This is a genomic window from Bradyrhizobium sp. USDA 10063 (genome assembly GCF_054063735.1).
The window spans coordinates 2634253-2658748 of the sequence record NZ_JBSSGP010000002.1 but is presented as its reverse complement, the minus strand read 5'-3'; the positions used below and the strand labels follow the sequence as shown (position 1 = coordinate 2658748).

The window sequence follows — 24496 nt, the reverse complement described above, 5'->3', positions numbered from 1 at the left end:
CCGCGTGATCTCTCTTGCGGCACTCTGGCGGACGCTCGCCGTCACAACGAAGCCCTGTGGTTATGGGTCCCCGCTTTCGCGGGGACGACGGGCGGGGAGGATTTGCGGTCATGGCGATCACCCTCCCTGCCGCGGCGTGATGATCTCGATCTCGTCGCCGGCCTTCAGCGCGGTCTCGGCCCAGCGGCTCTTCGGCAGCACGTCGTAGTTCAGCGCGATCGCGAAATGGGTGCCTTCGTATTCGAGCTCGGCGAGCAGCGCGTCGACGCTGGCCGCGGTGATGTCCCGTGGCTCGCCGTTGACGATCACGCGCATTGCATCACCTCGTTGTCGATGGTGCCGCGCGCAACATAGGAAAGCGTCAGTTCCGCCAGCGCCGGCGCCAGCAGGAAGCCGTGGCGATAGAGGCCGTTGACGCTGATCCTGTCCTTGTCGATCCGGATCCGCGGCAGATTGTCGGGGAAGGCCGGGCGCAGGCCCGAGCCGAATTCGAGGATGCGCGCTTCGGCGAACGCCGGGTGCACCGCATAGGCGGCGCCGAGCAGCTCCAGCGCCGAGCGGACGCTGACGCCGGTGTCCTCGGCTTCGATCGAGGTGGCGCCCAGCATGAAGCGGCCATCGCCGCGCGGGATCACGTAGAGCGGCCAGCGCGGGTGGATCAGCCGCACCTGGCGCGCCAGCTCCACCTCGCTAGTTTCGACGATGATCATCTCGCCCTTGACGCCGCGAAGCTCCGGCTCGTCCTCGCGCGCGGCGAGCCCGCGGCAGTCGATCACGATGCCGTCGATGTCCTCGGCATGCGCATCGCTGTTGAACTTGATGGTGCCGCCGGCCTTGGCGATGGCAGCATGGAGCTGCGGCAGCACAAGCCGCGGCTCGACGAGGCCCTCCTCGGGATAGAACAGGGCGTCGCGGAAACGGCCGTCCAGTGAGGGTTCGAGCTCACCCAATTCGCGGGCATCGAGCCGGCGATAGCCCGATGTCAGCCGCGCGAAGCGCTCGAAATCGGCTCGGTCGCGCGGATGGGTCACCACCAGCGAGCCGTTGAACGGGGTTTTGGGGAAATGCTCGCGCCACAGGGCCAGCGAGCGCTCGCCGAGCCGGCTGATCACGGGCTCGGAGGTCTCGGCCTCGCACCACGGCGCCAGCATGCCGCCGGCCCAATGGCTTGTGGATTCCGTCATCGCGGCGTCACTGCGCTCGTGCAACGTGACGGCGTGACCGGCCTGAGCGAATAATAGCGCCTGCCAGGCGCCTGCAATGCCTGCGCCGATGATGGATACGGGGGAATCCCCCCGCGGAGACTTGTTCTGGTACATCCCTGTCCCTTCGCCGGTATGACCCGGATCAGGTTCAAAGGGTCACCGCGGTCCCGGATATCGGCCAGAATGGCCAATCCCAAGCGTGCGGTATCTCAGCTCCTCCTCGGAGCACCCCTCGGAACGGCTCTAATGTAAGCGGATGCGCTGACCTGTCAACGCCGCCTTGCGGCGGTGCCCCTCAATTGCCGGGGATCTGCTGTGCATTGGCGTCGACCGCGCTTCCAAGAGGCTCGGCCGTCGCCTGCTCTTTTTGCGACGCGGCAGCGAGCGTCGGGCGGGATTCCCTCAGGTGCTGCAGCCGCTGCTGCTTGGCGGCGTAATAGTACCCGCCGGCGTAGTAGCGCACAGCGCGGTCGTGGTTGCCGCCGGCGGCGCGATAGGCGCCGGCGAGATATTTGATGCCGTAGGCGAGGTTGGTTTCGGGATCGCGCAGGCCCGCCGCATCGCCCTTGTAGCCAAGGCCGCGCGCGGTCGCGAGCTTGATCTGCATCAGCCCGATCGCGCCGCCGCGTCCGATCAGGTTCGGCTGATATTTGCTCTCGCGCACGATCACGCGGTGCACCAGCGCATCAGGCACCAGATTGGCCTGGGCATGGGTGGCGATCAGTGCCTCATATTGCGTGCGCTGCTGCGCCTGCGCGGGCGAGCCGAGAAGCACCGCAGCAATTGCCGCAGGGAAGGTGAGAGCGAAGGGGAATTTCATCGGACGAGGTCTCGGCGAGGGAATGGTCTGTTCCACTTACGCAACCGAATTGTTGCGGCCGCCGGGCAGGTATGTGGCGAAAACGAGGCGTTGGGCGACGGGCTTTAGTAAAGTCTTAGACGACGATTTGCCGCGTGGCCGCAAGACGGCTGTCGCGCAAATGACTCAAAGCCGCCTTAGGATTTTGCATGGCAGGCGCGGGGTTCAGTGCGTTCTGCAGCAATAATCAAGAAACGACAATCAAAAAAGCCGACCAAGAAAAGCGACAAAGGGAGACGCGTCATGACCCATTTTGATTCCGCTGATCTGCCGCGCGGAAATCCTTGCGCACAATGCGGCAAGCCGATCACGAAGCCGGACTGGGTCGAGCAGGACGTTGGCCGCACCTTCTATCTCTGGCATTGCCGCGCCTGCGACTATCGCTTCGAGGCCATCGCGATCTATCCGGAACGCGACAGCGAGCACGCGCCGCTCGCGGCCTGAAGTCAAGCGGCCGAGCGCCGGTCTTCTCCGCGCACCGGCAATTCGATCCGCACCAGCAGCCCGTGCGGCTTGCGGTCGTGCAGCGACAATGTCCCGCCATGCGCGAGCACGATCGCGTTGGTGATCGACAGCCCGAGGCCAAAGCCTTCGGCCTCGTCCATGTTGCGCGCATCGTCGCCGCGCACGAACGGCTCCAGCACGTCGTGCTTGCGCGCATCCGAAATGCCTGGGCCGTCGTCCTCGACTTCGATCGTGATGCGACCCTGCGCGGTGCGGAGCCGGATCGTGGCCTCGGCGCCGAAGCGGACCGCGTTCTCGACCAGATTGGTGACGCTGCGGTGCAGGTCGTCCGGCCGCACGGTGGCCATCGCGTGCGCGGGACCGTCGTAACTGACCTTGTGGCCCATGTCGGAGAACTGGTCGGTGACGAGCTGCAGCGTGCTGGCGACATCGGTCAGCGTCATCGATTCCAGCCTGCGGTCGTTGCGCAGGAACGACAGCACCGATTCCAGCATCGCGCGCATCTGGTCGAGATCGGCGAGCATGCGGCTGCGATGGGTCTCGTCCTCGATGAATTCCGAGCGCAGCCGCATCCGCGTGATCGGCGTGCGCAAATCGTGACTGATCGCGGCCAGCATCTTGGTGCGGTCGTCGATCAGGCCGGTGATGCGCTCGCGCATGCGGTTCAGCGCCTTGGCGACCGAACGGATCTCTTCCGGCCCGCGTTCGGGCAGCGGCGCCGCCGCGCCATCGAGGCTGAAGCTTTCGGCGGCGCGCGCGAAGGACGACAGCGGCGCGGTCAGCGCGCGTGCCGCCCACAGCCCGAGCAGGGTGACGCTGATGACCATAAAGAGCAGCGTCATCATCCAGGGACCGCCGAGGAATGGCGGCCGGTGCCGATCGGCGAGCAGCCTTGCCGAGATCATCGCCCCGTCAGGCAGCACGACGCCGATCCTTGGTTCGATCTTTGCGCCATCGCCGTCGCCCGCCAGCGGAAACAGCCGATAGGCGCCGCCAAGCCGGCGGTAGAGGAAGTGCAATTCGCGCTCGTTCAGCTCGCCGGCCGCCGGCGTGGTACCGGGCGGAAGGATCTCGACGCCGAGTTGCGGAAAGGCGTTGTTGATGTCGGCGGACAGCCGCTGTCGTTCCGACGGCGCGGCGGCGCCGAGCAACTGGATCGCGCTGGCGAGCTGGGCATGTCCGCGGTCGCCCGGCGGCTCCGACTGGTCCGGCCGGAAGAGCAGGAAGATCGTGGCGATGATGACGTGGATGGTGACGATCGAGGCGACCACCAGCGCCGCGGTCTGGCCGCTGATGCCCCTGAGATTGAGGAAGCCTGCGAGCTTCATCGTCAGTTACCCGCCGCGGCCACCGTTTCCACTCTTGGCGTGAACATGTAGCCGCCGGCGCGCACCGTCTTGATCATGGTGGCCTCCTGCGGATCGGGCTCGATCTTGCGGCGGATGCGGCTGACCAGGACGTCGATCGAGCGCTCGAACGAGCCGGCGTTGCGCGCGCCCGTGAGGTCGAGCAGGCTGTCGCGCGACAGCACGCGGCCGGGCCGCTCGCAGAAGGTCCTGAGCAAATCGAACTCGGCGCTGGTCATCGCGACCTTGGCGCCTTCCGCGTTGCGCAGTTCGCGCAGGCGGAAATCGATCCGCCAGCCCTGAAACGTCAGCACGGTCGCGCCTTCGATGGCGCTGGCGGTGCGCGCCGCCGCCTGCCGCCGCAGCACCGCGTTGATCCGCGCCAAGAGCTCGCGCGGATTGAACGGCTTCGGCAGATAGTCATCGGCGCCCATCTCGAGGCCAAGGATGCGGTCGACATCCTCGCCGCGGGCGGTCAGCATGATGATCGGCGTCTGCGAGGTCGCGCGCACCTTGCGGCACAGGCTGAGGCCGTCCTCGCCGGGCAGCATGACGTCGAGGATCAGAAGATCGACGCGGTGGTCGGTCATCGCGCGGATCATCTCGCGGCCGTCGCCGGCGGTGGTGACGTTGCAGGCGTTGTTGCGCAGGTATTTCGCGATCAGGCTGCGCGTCTCGCGGTCGTCCTCGACGACAAGGATGTTCGGCTGCGGTTGGGCCATGCTGACCTTTTGTCTGTGATTCGAGGGAAGCGGTGAAAGATTTTTGTTTCCGAATGTTTCTGGAGACCGGGCGGTAACAGAGGGCAACAGGCCAAAAGGCACTGTTAAGACCGTTAATCCTACCGTCGCGGCGAGTTTCACGCGTACCTATCAGAAGCATTTGGAGCTTTCCATGACCGCGATCTCGGCTGCTTCCGGCAGCAGCTACCAGTCGCCTTTGCAGCGGCTGCAGGACGAACTGCAGTCCGAAATCAATTCCGGCGCCATCAGCTCGTCCGATCAGGATGCGCTGTCGTCGGAGCTGACGGATATCGACGCCTCGATGCAGGCGAGCCGCGCCGGCGATCAGGCCGGCGGCACCCGGCCGTCGCCGGACGAGATGCAGTCCAAGCTCGATGATCTCATCAACCAGGAAGTATCGAGCGGGAAGCTGACCAGCGATCAGGCGACCGAATTGCAGGGCGTGTTCAAGGCCGCCTTCGCGCAGGGACCCAGCGGGGCGCATGGCCACGGCGGCGGCGCCGGTGGGCCACCGCCGTCGGACGATTCAACCTCGACGGATGACGCCAGCACCGCCACCAATTCGGTCAGCGACATCCTGCAGCAGTTCCTGCAGTCGCTGCAGGACTCGCTGTCGGCGTCGTCGTCGAGTTCCTACAATTCGGCCGGCAGCGCCAGCACATCGGGCGACGGCAGTTCGTTCGCCGCACTGCTGATCGACTACCAGAGCTAAGGCGCAGATCCTTCCGCACGAGCAGCACGTAGCCCCGGTGGAGCGTCAGCGTAACCCGGGTGCCGCCCGTCACCACGATGCAGGTGTCCCGGGTTGCGCTTCGCTCTGCCCGGGCTACGCTCTTTTCCTTGAAAGGGAAGGGTGGTTGTCTCACTGATCGAGATAGGAACCAGTCGTCGAATGTGGCGTTGAAGCTCTCGATCATTTGTGGGGAGGGTCAGATGGCAGCCGACGCCAGTACCAATCCGCATCGGCTCATTGCCAGCGATCGCGTCGAAGGCACTGCGGTGCGGCGGCCGAACGGCGAGATGATCGGCCATATCGAACGGCTGATGATCGACAAGGTCTCCGGACAAGTATCCTACGCCGTGCTCAGCTTCGGTGGCTTCTTCGGTTTGGGAACCAATCTGATTCCCTTGCCCTGGGCGCGGCTCCGCTACAACACGCGCTTCGAAGCCTATGAACTCGACATATCAGATGAAGAGTTGAAACGCGCGCCGTCGTTTCGCGCCGACAAGGATTTCGATTGGGGCGATCGGTCGCAGGAAGTCGAGCTGCATCGCTACTACGGCATACCGCCTTATTGGGGCGGTTTCTGAAGCGCGCGTTCGTCGCTTGACTTCTAACCTTTCGACTTAACTTCGACCTTGTTTGGCGTGGCGAGTTCCGTATTACCTGATGCGGAACGCTTGCTGACGTGCCGGGTTTTCTCAGTATCGATTTTCGAAACTGGAGGACCCGATCATGTTAGCGAAGTATGCCATCACTGGCCTCGCGGCTTCGGCGCTTCTTGCAGGCGTCGCGTTCGCGCAAACGCCGGACACGGCCACCGGCGACCGCCCAAGCACTGCGGCGGCCACATCAACCACCGCCCCGTCGTCGTTCCAAGGCAACTGGCGTGCGTCGAAAATGGCCGGCCTGAGTGTCTATAACGACAGCAACGAGAGCATCGGCTCTATCAACGACATGTTGATGGACAAGAGCGGCAACGTCAAAGGAGTCGTGATCGGCGTCGGCGGCTTCCTCGGCGTCGGTGAGCGCCTGGTCGCGGTGCCTTTCGAGAAGGTCAGGTTCGTCAACGAGCCGGTCGCCTATACCGGCGCGTCGAGCACCGGCGCAAAGCCGCCAGGCGGCGCTGGATCGTCGACGACCACGGGTGCTGCGACGAGCACGGCCGCGAGCCCCAAGCCGAATCCCTGGTACCCCGATCACGCCGTCTACAGCGCGACCAAGGACGAGCTGAAGGCGATGCCGGAGTTCAAGTACGCGACCGAGTAAGGTTCTCGCCTGCTCAAGCAAGACGCGCCCGGTTCTGCCGGGCGCGTTTTTGTATCAACGGTGCTCAGCGCTTCGCCGCCTCACTTCTTCACCGTCTTCGCCTGCGCCTTGGGCGGTGCAGGCGCCTTGGTCGGCGCGGGCTTCGCGTTGTCGACGGCGGTGTTGATGTCCGTGATCAGCTTCGACACGCGCGCAGCATTGCTGCCGAGGTCGGCGTCGAAATAGCGCGAGGCGGAGCGGATATCGACCCGCGAGTCCTCGCCGTCGGGCACGATGCGGATCGCGACGTCCTCGCGGAAGCCCATGATCGGGGTGCGCGCCACCGCCTCGATGCGGCCGATGCGGCGCGGTGGCGTCGGCGGGCGCTCATCGATGACGAGCCATTTGCGCCGGTTCACGAGTTGCAGCGTCACCACGTAGGCGCGGTCGACCGGCACCTCGAGTTCGACGGTCTCGATATCGGGGTAGGCGCGGCGCTGCTGCTCGGCGGAGTAGAGCCCGGCATAGACGGCGGAGTTGGTGTCGTCACCGGTGCGCAAGCGCGCCAGCGCTTCGAACCGCGGCGGATCGATCGGGTCGGTGGTGATGTCGTGGATCGGCGGCAGCCGGCGATATTGCACGGCGAGATAGGCGGGATAGGCGAGCACCACCGCTGCGATCAGGAAGGCCAGAAGGATCCGCCCCATGCCGCGCGATCCGTTCTGCCAGATCGCGGCGAAGGCGGCAAAGCCGATCAGGATCGAAAGTCCGGCAAGGGCCAATGCGCCGAAGAAGGTCGCGAGCGCCGGCTTCATTTCCAGGAAGCCGAAGCGGACGATGAGGATCGAGACCACTACGGCGACGGCAGAGAAGAGCGCGAGGTTGCGTGCCCAGGTGGCGAGGCCGGAGACGGGCTCCGACTGGTAGGGAGCGAAAAACCTGCGCGCCATCGGTAAAAACTGCCGGGTTTGGGCTTGGCCGACTGTCAGGGGCCGGCTGAAAGACTGGCTGCTTGAGACCACGGCAGCCCGCCAATTTCAAGGTTTACGAACGACGTAGCTCAGGCAGCGGGAAAATCCGGCAACTTGCCGATTAACCATTCAACTAAGACGATCTTTAGTTGCATATTGACTCGATCGTACTTTTGTCTAAACGCTCGACTCTAGGTTGATGGAACCGCCGATTGCGAGGGACCGTCCTGGCAAAGGACATCGGCGAAAACGTCAATCCAGGGCAAAAGAAAGACGGCGGGCGTCAGTCGGAAACGTTGCAGCGATGATGATCCCAACTCTCGGCGTGCCGGACGGGTGCGCCGAAAGAAATGCGTGGTCGCGCCCTCATGAGTTGCAGGGATCGCAAACAGCGTAGCCGGCACACCCCGGCAGGGCCGGTGGACAGCCTCATCAGGGCGAGTGTTCAGTATGAGTGGCGTAGAAGACGACGACTCCATCGGCCCGAACGATCCGCTTTACTACGCCCCGCGCGACCTACGGGACCAGGCGGTAGACGGGCGATCAATGGCGAGGCTGAGGCCGGCGGCGGAGCGGCCGCCATCGACCGCGGAAGGCCCGTCCTTGCAGCCGCTGGGCAGCCCTCGCCGCCGCGACAATTCGGAAATGTTCACCAAAGCCGTCGCCCAGGCCATGCAGGAAGCGATGGAGCCCATCGAGGCGCCATCCGTACTCCGCAACTCAGGACGGCGCGCGCTGCTCAGCGTGGGAATCAGGTTCTCGATCGCGGCCGCCATTGCGGCGGGCATTGCGCTGATCATCGTCATGGCTATTCCGGCGTCGCAGAGTCCTGGCGTCCAGTCGAGCGACAGCGCATCGATCTCAGCGTACTGGCAGTTCTTGAAGAGCTCGATCTTTCCGGCGCCGCAACGCAAGCGGGCTGCGACCCTTACCGTGCAGGACAGTAGCGGCCTCGCCAACGACCCGCTGCCGCTTGGGGTACACGTAGATGCTCCTCCTCCCGGTGCCGTCGTTGCCATCAATGGACTTGCGGCCGGCGCACGGCTGACGTCCGGAAAGCGCGTCGCTGCCAACGAGTGGCGCGTGCCCGCGTCGGAAGTTTCCGCCGTCTCGGTCCTTCCGCCGGACGGTTTCGTCGGGCAGATGCTGCCGACGGCAGAGTTGCGTGACAGCGCCGGCGCTGCGCTCGTAGGCAGCTCGGCCCGACTTTCCTGGAGACAAGCCGCTGTGGTCGCTCCGCAGTCGTTGCCGGCCGGGGCACCGGTGCGGTCTGTGGCGGCTTCCTCGCCGCCGCAGACCGAGATCGTGCGCAACCTGGATTCAAAGGAGATTTCTGTTCTCATCACGCGCGGGCAGGATTTGCTCGCCAGCGGCGACATTCCGGCGGCAAGGTTGCTGCTGCTGCGCGCGGCCGAAGGACGAGACGCGCGCGCAGCACTGCTCCTGGCCAAGACCTATGACCCCAGCGTGCTTCAGCAGTTGGGCGTCGGTGGCCCGCTTACGGACCTCGCACAGGCCCGGAATTGGTATCAGAAAGCGAAAGAGTGGGGCGAACCCGAAGCTCAGCGGCAGCTTGATGCGCTCGTGCCCGTCCGCTGATCCCTGCACCGCGCGTCGCACGCGCCCTTGTGAATCTCGATCATCCGGAGCTTCCTGACATGACAATCCGACGTGTGACCAACGTGGCGTTTTTCTGCGCGGCCGGGATCGCGCTTCTACTGGCGACGCCTGCCTTTTCCGAGGAGAAGACAGAAGTCGATCCGGCCACAGTGAGCGACGGCCTGAAGGCGATATTCAGCTATTCCAGTAGCAGCCAGAGCACGCGCGAACGGCTCAATGCCAACACCGTAACGCTGATGTCAGGGACGATCGGCGGAACCTATGTCCAGTTCGGGGCCGACCTTGCCTCCGTGCTGGACAATGGCGACGAGATGCGCGTGCTGCCAATCGTCGGCCGGGGATCGGTGCAGAGCATCGCAGACATCCTTTTCCTGAAGGGCGTTGATCTCGGCATCCTGCGCGCCGACACGCTCGATTACCTGGAAAGGAAGGGCTACACCGGCAAGATCCGCAATCAGTTCGCCTATATCACCAAACTCTACAATGAGGAGATGCACGTCGTCGCGCGCACGTCGATCCGCAGCCTGGCCGACCTGAACGGCCGGCGCGTCGCCGTCGACTTGCCGAACGGCGGCACGTTCATCACCGCGATCACGATCTTCGAGAGGCTCGGCATCAAGCCGGTCTACGCCTATATCGAGCAGCGCGTCGCCTATGAGAAGCTGAAGAACGGCGAGCTCGATGCGGTGATCGCGGTTCAGGGAAGTCCCTCCAAGGCTGTGAGCCAGGTGAAGGGAGACGGTCTGCATTTTGTGCCGATCCCGTATAGCACCCCCTTGCAGAGCGATTATCTGCCATCCGTCCTGAAGGCGGAGGACTATCCTTCGCTGATCCCGCCCGGCGGCCGTGTGGATACGATCGCGGTGCCCGCCATCCTTGCGGCCTACAACTGGCCGGCGAAGACCGAGCGATACCGCAAGGTTGAGCATTTCGTTCAGGTCTTCTTCGACCGCCTGAAATACCTGCAGCAGCCGCCATTCCATCCGAAGTGGAAGGAGGTGGTGTTGGGTGCACCGCTGAAGGGCTGGAATCGTTTCCCGGCCGCGCAGGAATGGCTCGATCAGCATTCCGGTCCCGCATCGGACACGCGCCAGCAGTTCGACCGATTCATGGCCGCACAGACCCGCGAGGCCGGTGGGCAAGGCGCCCGAACGCCGGAGCAGGACGAGGCGCTCTATCAGAAATTCCTCAAATGGCAGAAGACGAGCGGCCAGGCGGAATCAAGGCGCTAGATCATGATGAGATCAGGTCGAGTTGTGGCCGCGATGGAGGCTGCGCTCCCTCTCCCGCTTGCGGGCAGGGCTATCGCATATGGCTGTTTGGTGGCTGTGAACGAGGCGGGCCTCATGGTTCGAGACGCGCCGCAAGCGGCGCTCCTCACCATGAGGGTCTAAGATCCCGCCGCGAAATCAGACCTCATCCTGAGGAGCGCGCCCAAGCGTGCGTCTCGAAGGATGGGCCGCGAAGGGACCGCCCACCAAGTTCTATTTCATATGCGATAGCCCTGCGCTTGCGGGGGAGGGCTGGGGTGGGGGTCTCTCCGCGATTCGCACTGTCCAACCGTGGGGAGAGAGCCCTCACCCGGCGCTGACGCGCCGACCTCTCCCGCAAGCGGGAGAGGTGAACGGGTGGACAGACCGATTCAACCAAAACGCATCACGCGCCAGAACCCTTATCGGTTCTGATTGAATCAGAACCGATAAGGCTGAGGGCCAGGGCAAGCTATTTCGGCCCGCTCTCACGCCGCCGCGGTCGGCAGGCTGTAGCTCTTGAACTGATCGCGCAGCGCGGTCTTCAAGATCTTGCCGGTCGCGGTGTGCGGAATGCCGTCGACGAAGACGACGTCATCGGGCATCCACCATTTCGCGATCTTGCCGTCCATGAATTTCAGGATCTCCTCGCGCGTCGCCTGCTGGCCCTGCTTGAGCTGCACGATCAGGAGCGGACGCTCGTCCCACTTCGGATGGTGCACGCCGATCACGGCGGCCTCGGCCACGGCCGGATGGCCGACCGCGAGGTTCTCCAGGTCGATCGACGAGATCCATTCGCCGCCGGACTTGATCACGTCCTTGGAGCGATCGGTGATCCGCATGTAGCCGTGCGCATCGACCGTGGAGACGTCGCCGGTGTCGAAATAGCCCTCTTCGTCGAGGATGTTGCTGTCGACATGGAAATAGGCCTTGGCAATCGACGGGCCGGAGACCTTGAGCCGGCCGAAGGTCTTGCCGTCCCACGGCAGCTCCTTGCCCGCATCGTCGGTGATCTTCATCTGGACGCCGAACGGCGGGTAGCCCTGGGTCTGCAGGATGTCGAGCCGCTCCTCGCCGGTGCGGTCGTCGAAGGGTGGTTTCAGCGCCGCGACCGTCCCGATCGGGCTCATCTCGGTCATACCCCAGGCATGGCGCGGTTCCACGCCCATGTTGAGGAAGGCCTCGATCATCGAGCGCGGCATCGCCGAGCCGCCGCATATCACCATCTCCAGATGCGGCAGCTTCAGGTTGTTGGCCGCCATGTGCTGCAGCAGCATCAGCCACACCGTCGGCACGCCGGCGGTGTGCGTCACCTTCTCGGTGTCCAGCAATTCGTAGACCGACGCGCCGTCGAGTTTCGGCCCGGGCATCACCAGCTTGGTGCCCATCGAAGGCGCGGAGAAAGCGATGCCCCAGCTATTGGCATGGAACAGCGGCACCACCGGCAGCATTGTATCGGTTGCGGATGTGCCCAGCGCATCCTTGTTGTTGGCCATGAGCGCATGCAGCACGTTGGAACGGTGCGAATACAATACGCCTTTGGGATCGCCCGTGGTGCCCGACGTGTAGCACATCGCCGCTGCGGTGTTCTCGTCGAACGTCTTCCACTGGAACTTGCCGTCGGACGCCGCGATCCAGTCCTCATAGGCGACCGCGTTCTTCAGCGTCGTCTGCGGCATGTGCGCCTTGTCGGTCAGCACGATATAGCGCTCGACGCTCGGAAGCTTGTCGGCGATCTTTTCCAGCACCGGCACGAAGGTGAGGTCGGTCATCACCACGCGGTCCTGGGCATGGTTGATGATCCAGGCGATCTGTTCCGGAAACAGGCGCGGATTGACCGTGTGGCAGATCGCGCCGATACCCATGATGCCGTACCAGGCTTCGAGATGGCGCCAGGTGTTCCAGGCGATGGTTGCGACACGGTCGCCGAGCTTGATGCCGTCGCGCTCCAGGCTCTGCGAGACCTTCCGCGCGCGCGTATGGATCTCGGCATAGGTGGTGCGATGGATCGGGCCTTCGACCGACCGGGTCACGACCTCCTGTGTGCCGTGATACTTCGCTGCGTGTTCGATGATCCGGTGACACAGCAAAGGCCAGTCCTGCATCAAACCAAGCATACGCACGTCCCTCCTTAGTGTTCTTCCCTCGCATGACCCGCCAGCCGAACAGTGTGGCCAGCCGCTCAATCACGAAATTGACATGAACTGTAGCGCGGAGAAAGCAAGCCGAAAATCCACTTGTGGCGCGTTTGGCCGCACCGGAATGGCACTGGTTACCGCTGTAGCCCTGTTGCTCGGAACGCTGGCCGAACCGGCTGTGGCTGCCCGCAGGTCGGTCCCGTTTCCTTTCGCCGACCTGTTCGCTCCGCCTCGGCCAAGGCCGCATCGGGCCGTCCATCGGGCAGCGGTGGTGCCGTTGCCAAAGCCGCGTCCGGCCGAGGCGCCTGCCGCGAGGCCGCCTGAGGCGCCCGCAGCCGCCGAAAAGGCGCCGCCGGCTGACCATGGCAAAGCCGCCGACAAGGCTCCCGACGACAAGGCTCCCGAGCAGGCTCCTGCGCCGCAGCCCTCAGCCTGCCGGCAGGCGCTGACGGACGAGATCGCCGTCGCGCCAAGCGTTCCCGACATCCATGGTCCCGGCGCCTGCGGCGGCGAGGATCTGGTGCGGCTGGAGGCGATTGTGCTGCCCGACAAGCGAAAGATTGCGGTGAAGCCGGCGGCGATCCTCCGCTGCACCATGGCGACCGCCATCGCCGATTGGGTGCGGACCGATATCGCGCCGCTGGCTGCCGCGCTCGGCAGCAGCGTCAGCGATCTCGACAATCTCGATTCCTTCCAATGCCGCGGCCGCAACGGCGTCCCCGGCGCGCAGCTTTCCGAGCATGGCCGCGCCAATGCGCTCGATGTCCGCGCCTTCAAGCTCGCGAACGGCCGCTCGATCTCGCTGACAGACCGCACCGTGCCGCGCGATCTGCGCGAGAGCGTGCTGCACTCGGCCTGCACCCGCTTCACGACCGTGCTGGGCCCTGGTTCCGACGGGTACCATGAGGACCACATCCATCTCGACCGGATGGAGCGGCGAAACAATTATCGGATCTGCCAGTGGGATGTCCTGGACCCGCTGCCGGCCGTCGCCCCGCTGTTGCCTGCCGAGCGCCCCGAGGAAGCGCCGCCGCGCGAGGTCGCGGCCAAGAATGACCCAAAGACCGACGCCAAGATGGACGGCAAGAGGGACGCCAAGACAGACGCCAAGACGGACGCCAAGTCGGATGTGTCCAAGTCGGAGACTACGAGGTCGGAAAAAACGAAGTCGGATGCCGGCAAGTCCGACGCGGCGGAGTCAAAACGTGCAGCGACCAAGCCGCAGCCAACAAAAAAGCGCCGGCAAAGCCGGCGCTTTTGATCGCGTCTCGCGCGCGAACTACTGCACCATGGCGTTGCCGCCGCCCTGCAGCGCCATCTTCGAATTGAACGGCGAGTCGCCGTGCTTCGGCTCCAGCACGACCACGACGGTGCCGACACCGACGCGGTCATAAAGGTCGATGACGTCCTCGTTGGTCATGCGGATGCAGCCCGAGGAAATCGAGGCGCCGATATATTCCGGCTGGTTGGTGCCGTGGATGCGGAACAGCGTGTCCTTGCCGCCGGAGTACAGATAGAGCGCGCGCGAGCCCATCGGGTTGTCAGGTCCCGGCGCGACATAGGTCGGAACGCCGAGCCGGGAGATTTCGCCGGGGGTCGGATGCCAGGCCGGCCACTCGGTCTTGCTGCCGACCTTGGCAATGCCCGACCATGCCATGGCTTCTTCGCCCACCGTGATGCCGTAGCGGATCGCCTTGCCGTTGTTCTGCACCAGATACAGGTAGTGGTTGTCGGAATCGACCACGATGGAACCCGGCGCTTCCTTGCGGTGATAATCCACGATCGCCCGGCGGAACGGCTCGGCAACCGGAACCTTGGCGTAGGTGGTCTTCGCCAGCAGTTCCTTGTCGCGGGGCTTGAAGTTGGCGGTGTTGGTCGCCTCGTAAGTTGTGGCCTGCATGCAACCCGACAGCATCAGGCCGGCGGCCAGAATACCCAGCGTAACTTTCAGCGACGACATTGGTGCACTTCCGTTGAAAACCCGCGTTCGCAGCGCGAAAATGCGCCCCAATCGCCACGATTCCATCATCTCATTGACCGTATTATCGCCGAAACCTGCCGCTATTCCCAGCGTTTAGAGACCTATCCCGCGTTGCGGGACCTCTGCTGTGGCTTTTTTGCCGCAAGTCCTACCACCGGCGGCCGATTTCTGTGCAGATCAGCAACGGTTGCCAAATCCGGGCCGCGCCGGAGCCATTTCTCCGCCACAAATATGGATAGGCGGTTAATGCGCCGGTCATGAAGCCCTTGCCAGAATCGCGTTTAGTCCTGTTGGGTGCGCCGGTGCCCGGTTCCGGAGTTGCTGATGCTGTCGGTGTTCGTTCCTGCTGATTTCGCGCTGAAAAAGGTGATTTCCACCGAGGTCGCGGCCTTGCCGGAGAACGCGGTCTGGATCGACATGGTCAGGCCGACCCCGGAGGAGGACCGCGCCGTGGAGCGGCTGGCCGGGATCGCGGTGCCGACCCGCGAGGACATGCAGGAGATCGAGATTTCCAGCCGGCTCTATATCGAGAACAGCGCGCGCTACATGACCGCGACGCTGATGTGCCATTCCGACACCGACATGCCCCGCACCACGGCGGTCACCTTCATCCTGGCCGGCCATCGACTGGTGACCGTGCGCTACGACCAGCCGAAACCGTTCGCGCTGGTCGAGGCCAAGCTTGGGCGGTCCTGCACGCCCAGCATCAATGGCGAGATGGTGTTGATGGAATTGCTCGACGCGGTGATCGATCGCTGCGCCGACATCCTGGAGCGTTGCGGTTCCGAGATCGACCAGGTCTCCCATGACATCTTCGAGCCGGAGAGCGAGCGGCACGGCCATGCCAAGCAATATTCGCGGATCCTGATCGAGATCGGGCGCAAGGGCGACCTGACCTCGAAAGTGCGTGAAAGCCTGGTCTCGATCGGTCGCGTTGTCACCTTCATGTCGGCGGTGATCGAAGGCGTCAAATGGTCCAAGGACATGCGCGAGCAGCTCAAGACCATGCAGCGCGACGTCGCCTCGCTGACCGACCACGCCTCCTATCTCTCCAGCAAGATCACCTTCGTGCTGGACGCCATGCTCGGCGTCGTCAACCTCGAGCAGAACAACATCATCAAGCTGTTCTCGGTGATGGCCGTGGTGCTGATGCCGCCGACCTTGATCGCGTCGATCTACGGCATGAACTTCAAGCTGATGCCGGAACTCGACTGGCCGCACGGCTACCCGATCGCACTGGTGATGATGCTGATCGCGGCGATCGTGCCGTACTGGATTTTCAAATGGAAGAAGTGGCTGTAGGAGCGGGAGCGCCGTCCGGCTGGCAAATCCGTGGTCGGGTCGGTCTGCGTGAACGGAAGTTCAAATTCCGCCCAGCGATTTTTCGTCACTGACCCTATTTTGTTGAGTTTTTGTGGTATTATCATTGTATGAAAAAGAGCGTTCTCGATTTGACCCCGGCGGAGTTAGGCGGCCTGGGTGATGAAGCCTGGAAAGCGGCCACGCAACAGGCGTTCGCCGCCGGGTTGCCTGTGACCGGTTCGAGGGATGGTCGCCGAATTCGATACTATCCGGATGGGCACATCGAAGATTTGGGGCCAGTCGCTGAAATCCCACACGATAAAAATATTTCAAATTCTAAGAAGTCTGGGCGATCCGTAGCGTAGAAGCCCATCGGGGTAGCATTTGGACGAGCCGTTCCTGCTGATGATTGCTGGGCCTAATGGCTCCGGCAAGACGACATTGGTCCAGCACCTTCTCCGGAAGGGCATAGATTTAGGCGAATACATCAATCCTGACGACATATCAGCCGAGCTGGAGGGGGCGGCTGATGAGCGCACTAGACGTGCGCAGGCGATCGCGGATCAGCGAAGGGATGCCTGCATAAAGACTCGTCGCAGCTTTAGCTTTGAGACGGTAATGTCTCATCCTTCTAAGATAGAAGTCCTGGTGAGAGCTAAGGAGGCCGGCTATCGCGTGCTGTTGTACTTTATCGGCACCGATGACCCCCAAACGAATGTTGAGCGCGTCGCGCTTCGCGTAGCCCAAGGAGGGCACGACGTTCCCAAGGAGAAGATTAGGGATCGTTGGTTGCGGACGATGACTCTGCTGCAACAAGCAATTCGCTCGTCGGATCAATCTTACATTTTCGACAACAGCATCGTCGGGACAATAGATGCTGTACCTAGGCTCGTATTTCGCAGAGATGCCTCGCGAGCGGGGCACCTGCCTCAAAGCGAAATGATTGGTCGTCCCCCCTTATGGGTGCAGCGCTTCGTTTTGGGACCACTAGGCACGGACTTTTTCGAAAGCTATGCGAATGTCCAATACAAGACTGCTGTCGGATCGATCGTAACTTTGCCGGTCCAAGCCAAAGCGAGTGGTGCTCCCTCAAGCCCTCCAGATGTGGGCTTAAGTCAAATTTCGAAAGCGTTGATCGGAGCGGTGGATGCTGCTGCGCGTGCATTCGCGCGACCAGGGGCTGGTTTAAGCACCGGCTTCAGAGACCTTGATCGCAAGATTGCGGGGCTTCAGCGAGCGGAACTGATAGTCATCGCCAGCCGGCACGGGTTGGGAAAAACCGCACTTGCTACAAACATCGCTTACAACATTGCAAAATCCTGGAGAACTGCGACGCACGATGGAAAGACCAGTCGAGCGGAGGAGGGAGGAATCGTTGGTTTCTTTTCGCTTGAGATGTCCGCTGAACAGATCGCCTCACGCGTCATCTCCCAACAGAGCGGAATTCCTGTAGACACGATCAGGCGTGGCGCAATTACCGAGAAGCAATTCGAACTTATTCGAGATCTGTCGATCGAGTTCCAAAATCTACCGTTTTACATCGATGACGCAGCCGTCCTCTCGGCCGAGCAACTTGTGTCTCGGGCCCATCGACTTAAGGAACAAAGGGGTCTTGACCTCCTTGTGGTCGATAACCTCGATCTACTTCGAAGCGCAGCTCGAACAAACTTCGGTGAAACAAAGGCTGGTTCGTTTGAGATCACCAGAAGGCTTAAGGGGCTCGCCAAGAGCCTCAACATTCCCGTCCTGATCTTGGCTCAATTGCCGTCAAGAGTTAGCGCCCGGAAGGACAAGCGGCCTCGATTGGACGAATTCGATGATAACGGCGCGGTCGAGCGGGATGCCGACGTGATTATGTTCCTCCATCGAGATGACTACTATTTATTCCAAGAGGAGCCGGCGCCCGGATCATACGAGCATATGAATTGGATCAACCAAGTTGATTTGGCGTACGGGAAAGCTGAGCTGATCATCGCAAAGCAGCGAAACGGCCCGACCGGTGTCATTGAGTTCGCGTTTAATCCCGGCAATGGCTGCTTTCAGGACTTGATGTAACCTTTCTCAAGGGCACAGAAGATCGTGAGCTCGCTGCTGGCGGCCGAGCTGAAGAGAGCGGGTTGATGCGCTACGCGGTCGTGATCGAGAAGGCGAACGGCAACTATTCCGCCTATGTTCCAGATTTGCCAGGCTGCGTCGCCACAGGTGATACGGTCGCGAATGTTGAGAACGAAATTCGCGAAGCGATTCGGTTCCATCTCGAGGGATTGCGGGCAGACGGTCTTGCGGTTCCAGAGCCGACAAGCATCGCTGAATACGTCGAAACATAGGCAACAAAGCTGCCGCAATTCCTCCGCGAATCCTCCGCTAAAATTTGAGTGTTGCGCTGAACGTTTGAGCGAAACTTTGCTGCGATAACCCCCGGCCTCAAGCCGGAGGACAGCAATGGTTGAGAAGATCATAACGCCACGGCGTAACATCATCGACTTCGCGCGCTATCAGCAGGACCGCATGGTCGGAAAGATGCAGGCGATATCGCCGCGCATCTGCCGTCACTGCGGCGCTGCCCTGCTCGATGGCGAAAACGAAGACGAGTGCTCCAGCGCGTTCAACACCAGCGCGTTGCGAGCGGTTGAGAAGCCGCGGAAGTTCTACGCGGATTGACGGCCAGGACGGCCGTTTGGCGAGTGCAAGCAAAGCAATCCAGAAGTCGATGGCGGAAACGGTCTGGATTGCTTGGTGCTCTCGTCTGTTCCCGGCGATCGCCGGTCCTAGACGTGCTGGCCACCATTGATGTGGATCTCGGCGCCGTTCACGTAGGAACTGGTTTCCGTACACAGGACATAGATGATCTTGGCGACTTCGTCCGGCGTGCCCAGGCGATGCATCGGGATCTGCTGCTCGACGATCTTCTCGGTGCCCGGTGACAGGATCGAGGTGTCGATCTCGCCCGGCGCGATCGAGTTGACGCGGACGCCGACGCGGCCGAAATCGGAAGCCATTTCGCGCGTCAGCGCCGCGAGCGCCGCTTTCGATGTGGCATAGGCCGCGCCCGCGAACGGGTGCACGCGGGAGCCCGCGATCGAGGTGACGTTCACCACCGCGCCCTTGGCGGTCTTCAGCTCGTTGATCAGCCCGCGCGCCAGCATGATCGGCGCGAAGAAGTTGACGCGGAAGACATGCAGCCAGGTGTCGATATCGGTGTCCATGGTGCCGAGCCGCGCTCCGCCCGGCCCCTTCGGCGAGATCGCGGCATTGTTGACCAGCGCGTGCAGCTCGTCGTTCTCCAGCCGCCTGCGGATCTCCGAGATCGCGCGCACGGTGTCGTCATGGTCGCCGAAGTCGACCTCGATGTGATCCTCCGGTCCCGCGCCCCACGGACAGACTTCCGGAAAGGCGTGCCGCGAGCAGGTGATGACGCGCCAGCCGGCCGAGGAGAAGCGGATCGCGGTGGCATGGCCAATGCCGCGGCTGGCGCCGGTCAGGAGCAGCGTGCGCCGCGGCGCGTTCGATGGGTTCGGCATTGGACGGTTCTCTCGTTCTTCGTCATGCCCGGCCTTGTGCCGGGCATCCACGTCGTCGGACTGGCTCGAAACTGAGACGTGGATGGCCGGGACAAGCCCGGCCATGACGGTCTGAGTCTTACGGATAAAGCCTTACTTTGGACCAGGCTTGGCCCGGGCCTTCGCGGCGGAATTCGATGCGGTCGTGCAGGCGATAGGGACGATCGTGCCAGAACTCGATGCTGACAGGCACGATGCGCCAGCCGCTCCATCCTTGCGGGCGCGGCACTTCGCCGATCATGTATTTCGCGGCGACCTTCGCGATCGCCTGCTCGAAGGCGAAACGGCTCTCCAATGGCTGCGACTGCTTGCTGGCCCAGGCGCCGAGCTGCGCCTGCTTCGGGCGCGTCGCGAAATAGGCGTCGGCCTCGGCGTCGCTCACCGGCGACACGTTGCCGCGGATGCGCACCTGCCGGCGCAGCGATTTCCAGTGGAATAGTAAAGCGGCCTTAGGATTTGCGGCGAGTTCGCGGCCCTTGGCGCTGGCAATGTGGCTGTAGAACACGAAACCATCCGCGTCATAGCCTTTCATCAGCACCATCCGCACGTCCGGCAGCCCCTCAGCATCGACGGTCGCGAGCGCCATCGCGTTGGGATCGTTCGGCTCGGATTTGCAGGCTTCGGCAAACCATTCGGCGAACAGCGCAAACGGTTCCTCCGCGGCGGTAAAATCACCCGATGTTAACGGTGTCGGGTGTTTGATGGAGGTCGTGTCTGTCATGTCAGGAGTCCAGCGTTGCGTCCGTCGGCGTCAGAGCGCGCGTTACTCGCCCTATATAGGACGTCCTTATATAGGGCATGGGGACGCGTTGGCCTATCGGCGATCCGCCCGGCGGGGACGGTGATGACATTGGTTCTAATCGGCCTAGGGGCCGGCGGCTGCGCCCTGTCGCGCGGCGACAGTTTCGCCCGGCTGGACCACAGGGACTTGACGGGTGCGCTCGGCTCGAGCCAGGTAAAGGCATCGGCGCCGACCGACAGCGACCTCGCCTTTGCCCGCAATGCCGCCTCCGACGTGCTGACCAGGGGCGACAAGGATTCCAGCCAGGGCTGGGAAAATCCCGAGACCGGCGCGCGCGGCTCGGTGACGCCGCTATCGCAGGCATACGCCGCCGAGGACGGACGGACCTGCCGGGATTTCCTGGCGAGCTATGTCAACGGCCGGACCGAAAGCTGGCTGCAGGGCGCCGGCTGCCGGACCGGGCGCGGACGGTGGGAGATCCATACGCTGAAACCTTGGCGATCCTGACCCTGGCGGTCCTGATCCACCGAAAAGCAGTTGCAAAAATGCCACTGCGTCCCCAAATGACACCAAAGTGGGCGACAAGCCCGAAAATTTCAGGTCTGATTTCCCGTGAAGGAGACGTGACGGATGCGCGACCCCTATGAGGTCTTGGGGGTGCCGCGGGGCGCCAGCGCTGCCGCGATCAAGAGCGCCTATCGCAAGCTCGCCAAGAAGCATCATCCCGACAACAACAAGAACGACCCGAAGGCGGCCGCGCGTTTCGCCGAGATCAACTCGGCCAACGAGATCGTCGGCGACGAGGACAAGCGCAAGCAGTTTGACCGCGGCGAGATCGATGCCGAGGGCAAGCCGCGCTTCCAGGGCTTCTCCGGCGGAGGCTTTGGGGGTGGTGACCCGCGCGGCCATGCCGGTCCGGGCGGGTTCGAAACCTATACGTTCCGCAGCGGCCCTGGCGGCATGGAAGGTGGCGCGGGCGGCTTCGAGGACATCCTCAACAGCATGTTCGGCGCCGGTGGGCGTGCGCGCAGGGGCGGCGGTACCCAGTTTGAGTTCGATACTGGCGGTGTCGGCCTCGACCTCGACCTCAGCGTCGCCATGACGGTGTCGCTGGAGGAAGCGGTGAAGGGCGCGGAGAAGCGCGTCCGCCTTCCGACCGGCAAGGAACTCAACGTCAAGATTCCCGCCGGCGTCAGCTCCGGCCAGCAGATCCGGCTGAAGGGGCAGGGCGAGACAGCGCCCGGCTATCGTCCCGGCGACCTCCTGATCACCGTGACGATCGCGCCGCATCCCTTCTTCAAGGTCGATGGCACCGATCTCCGGGTCGAGCTGCCGATTACGCTGTACGAGGCGGTGCTGGGCGGCAAGGTCCGCGTGCCGACGCTCAGTGGCGCGGTCGAATTGTCGATCCCCAAGAACACTTCAAGCGGGCGGACGTTTCGGCTGAAGGGCAAGGGCCTGCCGAAGTCGGGCGGCGCGGGCGACCTCTACGTCACCACGCGCATCATCCTGCCTGATGGGAACGATGCCGAGCTGGAAGCATTGATGCAGAAGTGGCGCGACCAGCATCCTTACAATCCCCGCAGCGATCTTGGCTGAGGGTTGCGGCCTCGAGAGGGGGACCAGCGCTGTACCAAACCCCAATCGAGGCCGCGAGCGCCGATCGGCGGATCGAGCGCTGCGCGATAACGCGGGAACATCCGGTGCGATTCTGAGACGCGCCGATGTCCTTATTCCAGATTTTCGATGACGGAATTGGGACATCGGGGAAGTGTGGCCGTTAGATCACGAAACTCCGCGAAATGCGGGCGTTTTCGCAAAACCCGGGATCGCCCGGTCTTTCGAATCACCGTACGCGAACTACATAACGCTGTGCGATGGCGCGTGGCGCCGTCGCAGCCCTCCTTGGGCGTTTCCTCCCTAGACTTGGGCCGCTTGCTTAAGCAGGTGGCCCTTTTTTCTCGCCGGTAGTCGGCGACGATTGTACCGGCTCAGCCGCCGTTCTTTTCCATCTGGTCGTAGACGGCCTGCGCGATCTGGGTCAGGCGGTTGCGGTCGCTGCCGCCAGAGACGACATAGCCGACGCCGCGGTCGGCCCAGAACAGCGCGCCTTCATTGCCCTGCGTGGCGTAACGCATCTGCGTGGTCTCGGCCTGCGCCTTGGAGGCGTAGACCGTGAAGCGTTCGCCGGAGGCGCTCTCATACATCAGGAAGGAGGCCGGCCGCCCGGTCGGGCCGGGCAGCAGCCGGCCGCCGACCAGCTTCAATCCCGCCGCCGACATATCCGGCGCGCGCACCTCCCAGCCGCAGCGCTTGGTCAGCCAGGCCTGCAGATGGGCGCGTTCATCGCCGGGCACCTCGACGGGATGGCGGACCTCGACGACATAGAGCCGGTGCGCGTCCATCGCATCGAGCGTGAAGCTCTGCAGCGGCGAAGGCGAGGCTGCTGCGCCATGCGCGATCCAGCCGATGCCGCCGCCGGCGATGAACGCCACCAGCGTCGCGGCGATGGCGCCATAGACCAGCTTGCGCGGCTGACGCACGAGCTGCTCGATCTCGAGCCGCCTCGGCACCGCCTCGTCGGCGACCGAATCGTAGCGCGCGTGCAGCACGTCGGCCATGGCGAGCCACGACCGCACCCGCTCGGCGTCATCCGGGTGCGCTGCCAGCCACGCCTCGACATCGCCGCGGCGCTCCGCCGGCAATTCGTTGTCGACGTAAGCGTGCAGCTCGTCCTCGGTGACGGGAATCCTGGGGTTGCTCATCGCAGTGGTCTCTGTCTAATCCTCAACAATCAAAAATCGCCTGAACCTGATGTCATGGCCATGCACCACGCCTGCCATCATTTCACCCGCCTCAGCGCCGTCGTGCGTTCGCCCTCGAGGAAGGCTTTAACGTGGGCGCGGGCGCGCGCAAGCCGGGACATCACGGTGCCGATCGGCACGCCCTGGATGTCGGCGACCTCGCGGTAACTCAGTCCTTCCAGCATCACCAGAAGCAGCGCCGCACGCTGCTCCTCCACCAGCGTCGCCAGCGCGCGGGCGATGTCGCGGCCTTCGGCCTCGGTGCCGCTGGCGTCCGGATTGTTGTCCAGCAGCGGCATGAATTGCGGCCGCCGTGCCAGCGAGCGGCGGCGGTTCTTGTTGAGGTTGGTCAGGATCGTATAGAGCCAGCTCCTGACGTCGCCGCCGAGGAACAGCCGCTCCGAGCGCAGCGCTCGCACCAAGGTGTCCTGTACCAGGTCATCGGCGATATCGGCATCGCGCGCGAGCGCCCGCGCGTAGCGGCGCAGCGCCGGGATCATGGCTTCAACACTCTGCCGGAACGCGGTCATGACACCGGAATCTTCATCCCTGCTCGGCTCGGACGCCTTACCCAACATAACACCTAAATGACACGACTATTCCGTCGATCACGACTTGGCCAAATCAGCGTTGGCTGGAAGCGGATTTGACTGTACCGCGGTGGAGCGCTGGTGTACCTCCGAATACCAAATCCAACGCGAGAATGGACAGCGGATGGCACAGAAATCGGGTCTGATGCAGGGCAAGCGCGGCGTGATCCTTGGCGTCGCCAACAACCGCTCGATCGCCTGGGGCATCGCCAAAGCATGCCACGACGCCGGCGCCGAGATTGCGCTCACCTGGCAGGGCGATGCGCTGAAGAAGCGGGTCGAGCCGCTGGCAAAGGATTTGAACGCGCTCCTGCTCGGCCATTGCGACGTCACTGATGCTGCGACCATCGACGCGGTGTTCGATGTTGCCCGCGAGACGTGGGGCAAGATCGATTTCGTCGTGCATGCGATCGCCTTCTCGGACAAGGATCAGCTCGACGGCCGCTACATCGAGACCACGGCGGAGAATTTCTCCAAGTCCATGCTGATTAGCTGCTACTCGCTCACCGCGATCGCGCAGCGCGCCGAGCAGCTGATGACCGGCGGCGGCTCGATCATCACGCTCACTTACTACGGCGCCGAGAAGTGGATGCCGCATTACAACGTGATGGGCGTCGCGAAGGCGGCGCTGGAAGCGAGCGTGCGCTATCTGGCCGCCGATCTCGGCGAGAAGAACATCCGCGTCAACGCGATCTCAGCGGGTCCCATCAAGACGCTCGCGGCCTCCGGCATCGGCGATTTCCGCTACATTCTGAAGTGGAACGAATACAACGCCCCGATGCGGCGCACGGTCACGATCGAGGAGGTCGGCGACAGCGCACTTTATCTGTTGTCCGATCTGGCGCGCGGCGTCACCGGCGAGGTGCATCACGTCGATTCCGGCTATCACATTGTCGGCATGAAGCGTCCCGATGCGCCTGACATTTCGCTCGCCAAGGAATAATTGCTGCC

At 63.3% G+C, this 24496-nt stretch carries 26 protein-coding genes and 1 riboswitch; of the genes, 14 read left to right on the top strand and 12 right to left on the bottom strand.

All coding sequences use genetic code 11. From position 1 onward, the window contains the following. Positions 1 to 117: 117 nt before the first annotated feature. The 3 genes from thiS to ACVJGD_RS14960 form a co-directional block, all read right to left on the bottom strand. The gene (thiS, locus tag ACVJGD_RS14970; RefSeq protein ID WP_456635060.1) at positions 118 to 315 is read right to left on the bottom strand and encodes a sulfur carrier protein ThiS; all 198 of its coding nucleotides are present in this window, start codon (positions 313 to 315) and stop codon (positions 118 to 120) included. Next, the gene (locus tag ACVJGD_RS14965; protein WP_456635059.1) at positions 306 to 1319 is read right to left on the bottom strand and encodes an FAD-dependent oxidoreductase; all 1014 of its coding nucleotides are present in this window, start codon (positions 1317 to 1319) and stop codon (positions 306 to 308) included. Before ACVJGD_RS14965 ends, thiS begins: the two co-directional genes overlap by 10 nt. After that, positions 1307 to 1448: riboswitch (TPP riboswitch) on the bottom strand. Its footprint overlaps the gene before it by 13 nt. A gap of 52 nt (positions 1449 to 1500) precedes the next feature. Then, complete coding sequence (locus ACVJGD_RS14960; RefSeq protein ID WP_456635058.1) at positions 1501 to 2025, bottom strand: transglycosylase SLT domain-containing protein; 525 nt, start codon at positions 2023 to 2025, stop codon at positions 1501 to 1503. A 282-nt stretch (positions 2026 to 2307) separates the two neighbouring features. On the opposite strand from ACVJGD_RS14960, the gene ACVJGD_RS14955 reads away from it, so the two are divergent. Next, positions 2308 to 2508: a hypothetical protein gene (locus ACVJGD_RS14955; protein ID WP_456635057.1), complete on the top strand. Its 201-nt coding sequence runs from the start codon at positions 2308 to 2310 to the stop codon at positions 2506 to 2508. A gap of 2 nt (positions 2509 to 2510) precedes the next feature. Here ACVJGD_RS14955 and ACVJGD_RS14950 read toward each other — a convergent pair whose 3' ends face one another. Together ACVJGD_RS14950 and ACVJGD_RS14945 are read right to left on the bottom strand one after the other, a co-directional pair. Continuing rightward, on the bottom strand, positions 2511 to 3857 hold the full coding sequence (locus ACVJGD_RS14950; protein ID WP_456635056.1) for an ATP-binding protein: 1347 nt from the start codon (positions 3855 to 3857) through the stop codon (positions 2511 to 2513). A 2-nt stretch (positions 3858 to 3859) separates the two neighbouring features. Beyond that, positions 3860 to 4597, bottom strand: coding sequence for a response regulator (locus ACVJGD_RS14945; protein WP_456635055.1), 738 nt, complete (start codon positions 4595 to 4597; stop codon positions 3860 to 3862). Between the two features lie 172 nt (positions 4598 to 4769). On the opposite strand from ACVJGD_RS14945, the gene ACVJGD_RS14940 reads away from it, so the two are divergent. The 3 genes from ACVJGD_RS14940 (at position 4770) to ACVJGD_RS14930 (ending at position 6608) form a co-directional block, all read left to right on the top strand. Continuing rightward, a complete protein-coding gene (locus ACVJGD_RS14940; protein WP_456635054.1) occupies positions 4770 to 5330 on the top strand; it encodes a hypothetical protein in 561 nt (186 codons plus the stop codon). A 221-nt stretch (positions 5331 to 5551) separates the two neighbouring features. Continuing rightward, complete coding sequence (locus tag ACVJGD_RS14935; protein WP_225708640.1) at positions 5552 to 5929, top strand: PRC-barrel domain-containing protein; 378 nt, start codon at positions 5552 to 5554, stop codon at positions 5927 to 5929. 145 nt (positions 5930 to 6074) lie between these two features. Beyond that, positions 6075 to 6608, top strand: a complete 534-nt coding sequence (locus tag ACVJGD_RS14930) for a PRC-barrel domain-containing protein (RefSeq protein ID WP_456635053.1) — start codon at positions 6075 to 6077, stop codon at positions 6606 to 6608. Between the two features lie 80 nt (positions 6609 to 6688). Here the strand turns inward: ACVJGD_RS14930 and ACVJGD_RS14925 are convergent, their stop codons facing one another. Further along, positions 6689 to 7537, bottom strand: coding sequence for a DUF1499 domain-containing protein (locus tag ACVJGD_RS14925; RefSeq protein ID WP_456635052.1), 849 nt, complete (start codon positions 7535 to 7537; stop codon positions 6689 to 6691). Between the two features lie 624 nt (positions 7538 to 8161). Between ACVJGD_RS14925 and ACVJGD_RS14920 the strand changes: the two genes are divergently transcribed. Both ACVJGD_RS14920 and ACVJGD_RS14915 read left to right on the top strand, forming a co-directional pair. Next, positions 8162 to 9157 carry a hypothetical protein gene (locus tag ACVJGD_RS14920; RefSeq protein ID WP_456635051.1) on the top strand — a complete coding sequence of 332 codons (996 nt, stop codon included), beginning with the start codon at positions 8162 to 8164 and terminating at the stop codon, positions 9155 to 9157. Between the two features lie 59 nt (positions 9158 to 9216). Further along, complete coding sequence (locus tag ACVJGD_RS14915) at positions 9217 to 10410, top strand: TAXI family TRAP transporter solute-binding subunit (RefSeq protein WP_456635050.1); 1194 nt, start codon at positions 9217 to 9219, stop codon at positions 10408 to 10410. A gap of 506 nt (positions 10411 to 10916) precedes the next feature. Here ACVJGD_RS14915 and ACVJGD_RS14910 read toward each other — a convergent pair. Further along, positions 10917 to 12545: a fatty-acid--CoA ligase gene (locus ACVJGD_RS14910; RefSeq protein WP_456635049.1), complete on the bottom strand. Its 1629-nt coding sequence runs from the start codon at positions 12543 to 12545 to the stop codon at positions 10917 to 10919. A gap of 82 nt (positions 12546 to 12627) precedes the next feature. On the opposite strand from ACVJGD_RS14910, the gene ACVJGD_RS14905 reads away from it, so the two are divergent. After that, positions 12628 to 13827: an extensin family protein gene (locus ACVJGD_RS14905; RefSeq protein WP_456635048.1), complete on the top strand. Its 1200-nt coding sequence runs from the start codon at positions 12628 to 12630 to the stop codon at positions 13825 to 13827. Between the two features lie 18 nt (positions 13828 to 13845). On the opposite strand, the gene ACVJGD_RS14900 is transcribed toward ACVJGD_RS14905, so the two are convergent. Next, positions 13846 to 14526 carry a L,D-transpeptidase gene (locus ACVJGD_RS14900; protein ID WP_456635047.1) on the bottom strand — a complete coding sequence of 227 codons (681 nt, stop codon included), beginning with the start codon at positions 14524 to 14526 and terminating at the stop codon, positions 13846 to 13848. Positions 14527 to 14871: 345 nt separating this feature from the next. On the opposite strand from ACVJGD_RS14900, the gene ACVJGD_RS14895 reads away from it, so the two are divergent. From ACVJGD_RS14895 to ACVJGD_RS14880, 4 genes are all read left to right on the top strand, one after another. After that, on the top strand, positions 14872 to 15849 hold the full coding sequence (locus ACVJGD_RS14895; RefSeq protein ID WP_456635046.1) for a magnesium transporter CorA family protein: 978 nt from the start codon (positions 14872 to 14874) through the stop codon (positions 15847 to 15849). A 384-nt stretch (positions 15850 to 16233) separates the two neighbouring features. Beyond that, entirely contained in the window at positions 16234 to 17904 is a 1671-nt protein-coding gene (locus ACVJGD_RS14890) for a DnaB-like helicase C-terminal domain-containing protein (protein ID WP_456635045.1), read from the top strand. 65 nt (positions 17905 to 17969) lie between these two features. After that, positions 17970 to 18176: a type II toxin-antitoxin system HicB family antitoxin gene (locus ACVJGD_RS14885; protein WP_456635044.1), complete on the top strand. Its 207-nt coding sequence runs from the start codon at positions 17970 to 17972 to the stop codon at positions 18174 to 18176. 115 nt (positions 18177 to 18291) lie between these two features. Then, entirely contained in the window at positions 18292 to 18510 is a 219-nt protein-coding gene (locus tag ACVJGD_RS14880; protein WP_225708647.1) for a hypothetical protein, read from the top strand. 107 nt (positions 18511 to 18617) lie between these two features. Here the strand turns inward: ACVJGD_RS14880 and ACVJGD_RS14875 are convergent, their stop codons facing one another. Together ACVJGD_RS14875 and pdxH are read right to left on the bottom strand one after the other, a co-directional pair. Further along, a complete protein-coding gene (locus ACVJGD_RS14875; protein WP_456635043.1) occupies positions 18618 to 19370 on the bottom strand; it encodes an SDR family NAD(P)-dependent oxidoreductase in 753 nt (250 codons plus the stop codon). A gap of 118 nt (positions 19371 to 19488) precedes the next feature. Beyond that, positions 19489 to 20130, bottom strand: a complete 642-nt coding sequence (gene pdxH / locus ACVJGD_RS14870) for a pyridoxamine 5'-phosphate oxidase (protein ID WP_456635042.1) — start codon at positions 20128 to 20130, stop codon at positions 19489 to 19491. Positions 20131 to 20253: 123 nt separating this feature from the next. Between pdxH and ACVJGD_RS14865 the strand changes: the two genes are divergently transcribed. Together ACVJGD_RS14865 and ACVJGD_RS14860 are read left to right on the top strand one after the other, a co-directional pair. Beyond that, the gene (locus ACVJGD_RS14865; RefSeq protein WP_456635041.1) at positions 20254 to 20658 is read left to right on the top strand and encodes an RT0821/Lpp0805 family surface protein; all 405 of its coding nucleotides are present in this window, start codon (positions 20254 to 20256) and stop codon (positions 20656 to 20658) included. A 123-nt stretch (positions 20659 to 20781) separates the two neighbouring features. After that, positions 20782 to 21750: a DnaJ C-terminal domain-containing protein gene (locus ACVJGD_RS14860; protein WP_456635040.1), complete on the top strand. Its 969-nt coding sequence runs from the start codon at positions 20782 to 20784 to the stop codon at positions 21748 to 21750. A gap of 392 nt (positions 21751 to 22142) precedes the next feature. Here ACVJGD_RS14860 and ACVJGD_RS14855 read toward each other — a convergent pair whose 3' ends face one another. After that, on the bottom strand, positions 22143 to 22916 hold the full coding sequence (locus ACVJGD_RS14855) for an anti-sigma factor family protein (RefSeq protein ID WP_456635039.1): 774 nt from the start codon (positions 22914 to 22916) through the stop codon (positions 22143 to 22145). 77 nt (positions 22917 to 22993) lie between these two features. Next, positions 22994 to 23485 carry a sigma-70 family RNA polymerase sigma factor gene (locus ACVJGD_RS14850; RefSeq protein ID WP_454630775.1) on the bottom strand — a complete coding sequence of 164 codons (492 nt, stop codon included), beginning with the start codon at positions 23483 to 23485 and terminating at the stop codon, positions 22994 to 22996. Positions 23486 to 23669: 184 nt separating this feature from the next. Between ACVJGD_RS14850 and fabI the strand changes: the two genes are divergently transcribed. After that, a complete protein-coding gene (fabI, locus tag ACVJGD_RS14845) occupies positions 23670 to 24488 on the top strand; it encodes an enoyl-ACP reductase FabI (RefSeq protein ID WP_456635038.1) in 819 nt (272 codons plus the stop codon). Positions 24489 to 24496 lie beyond the last annotated feature (8 nt).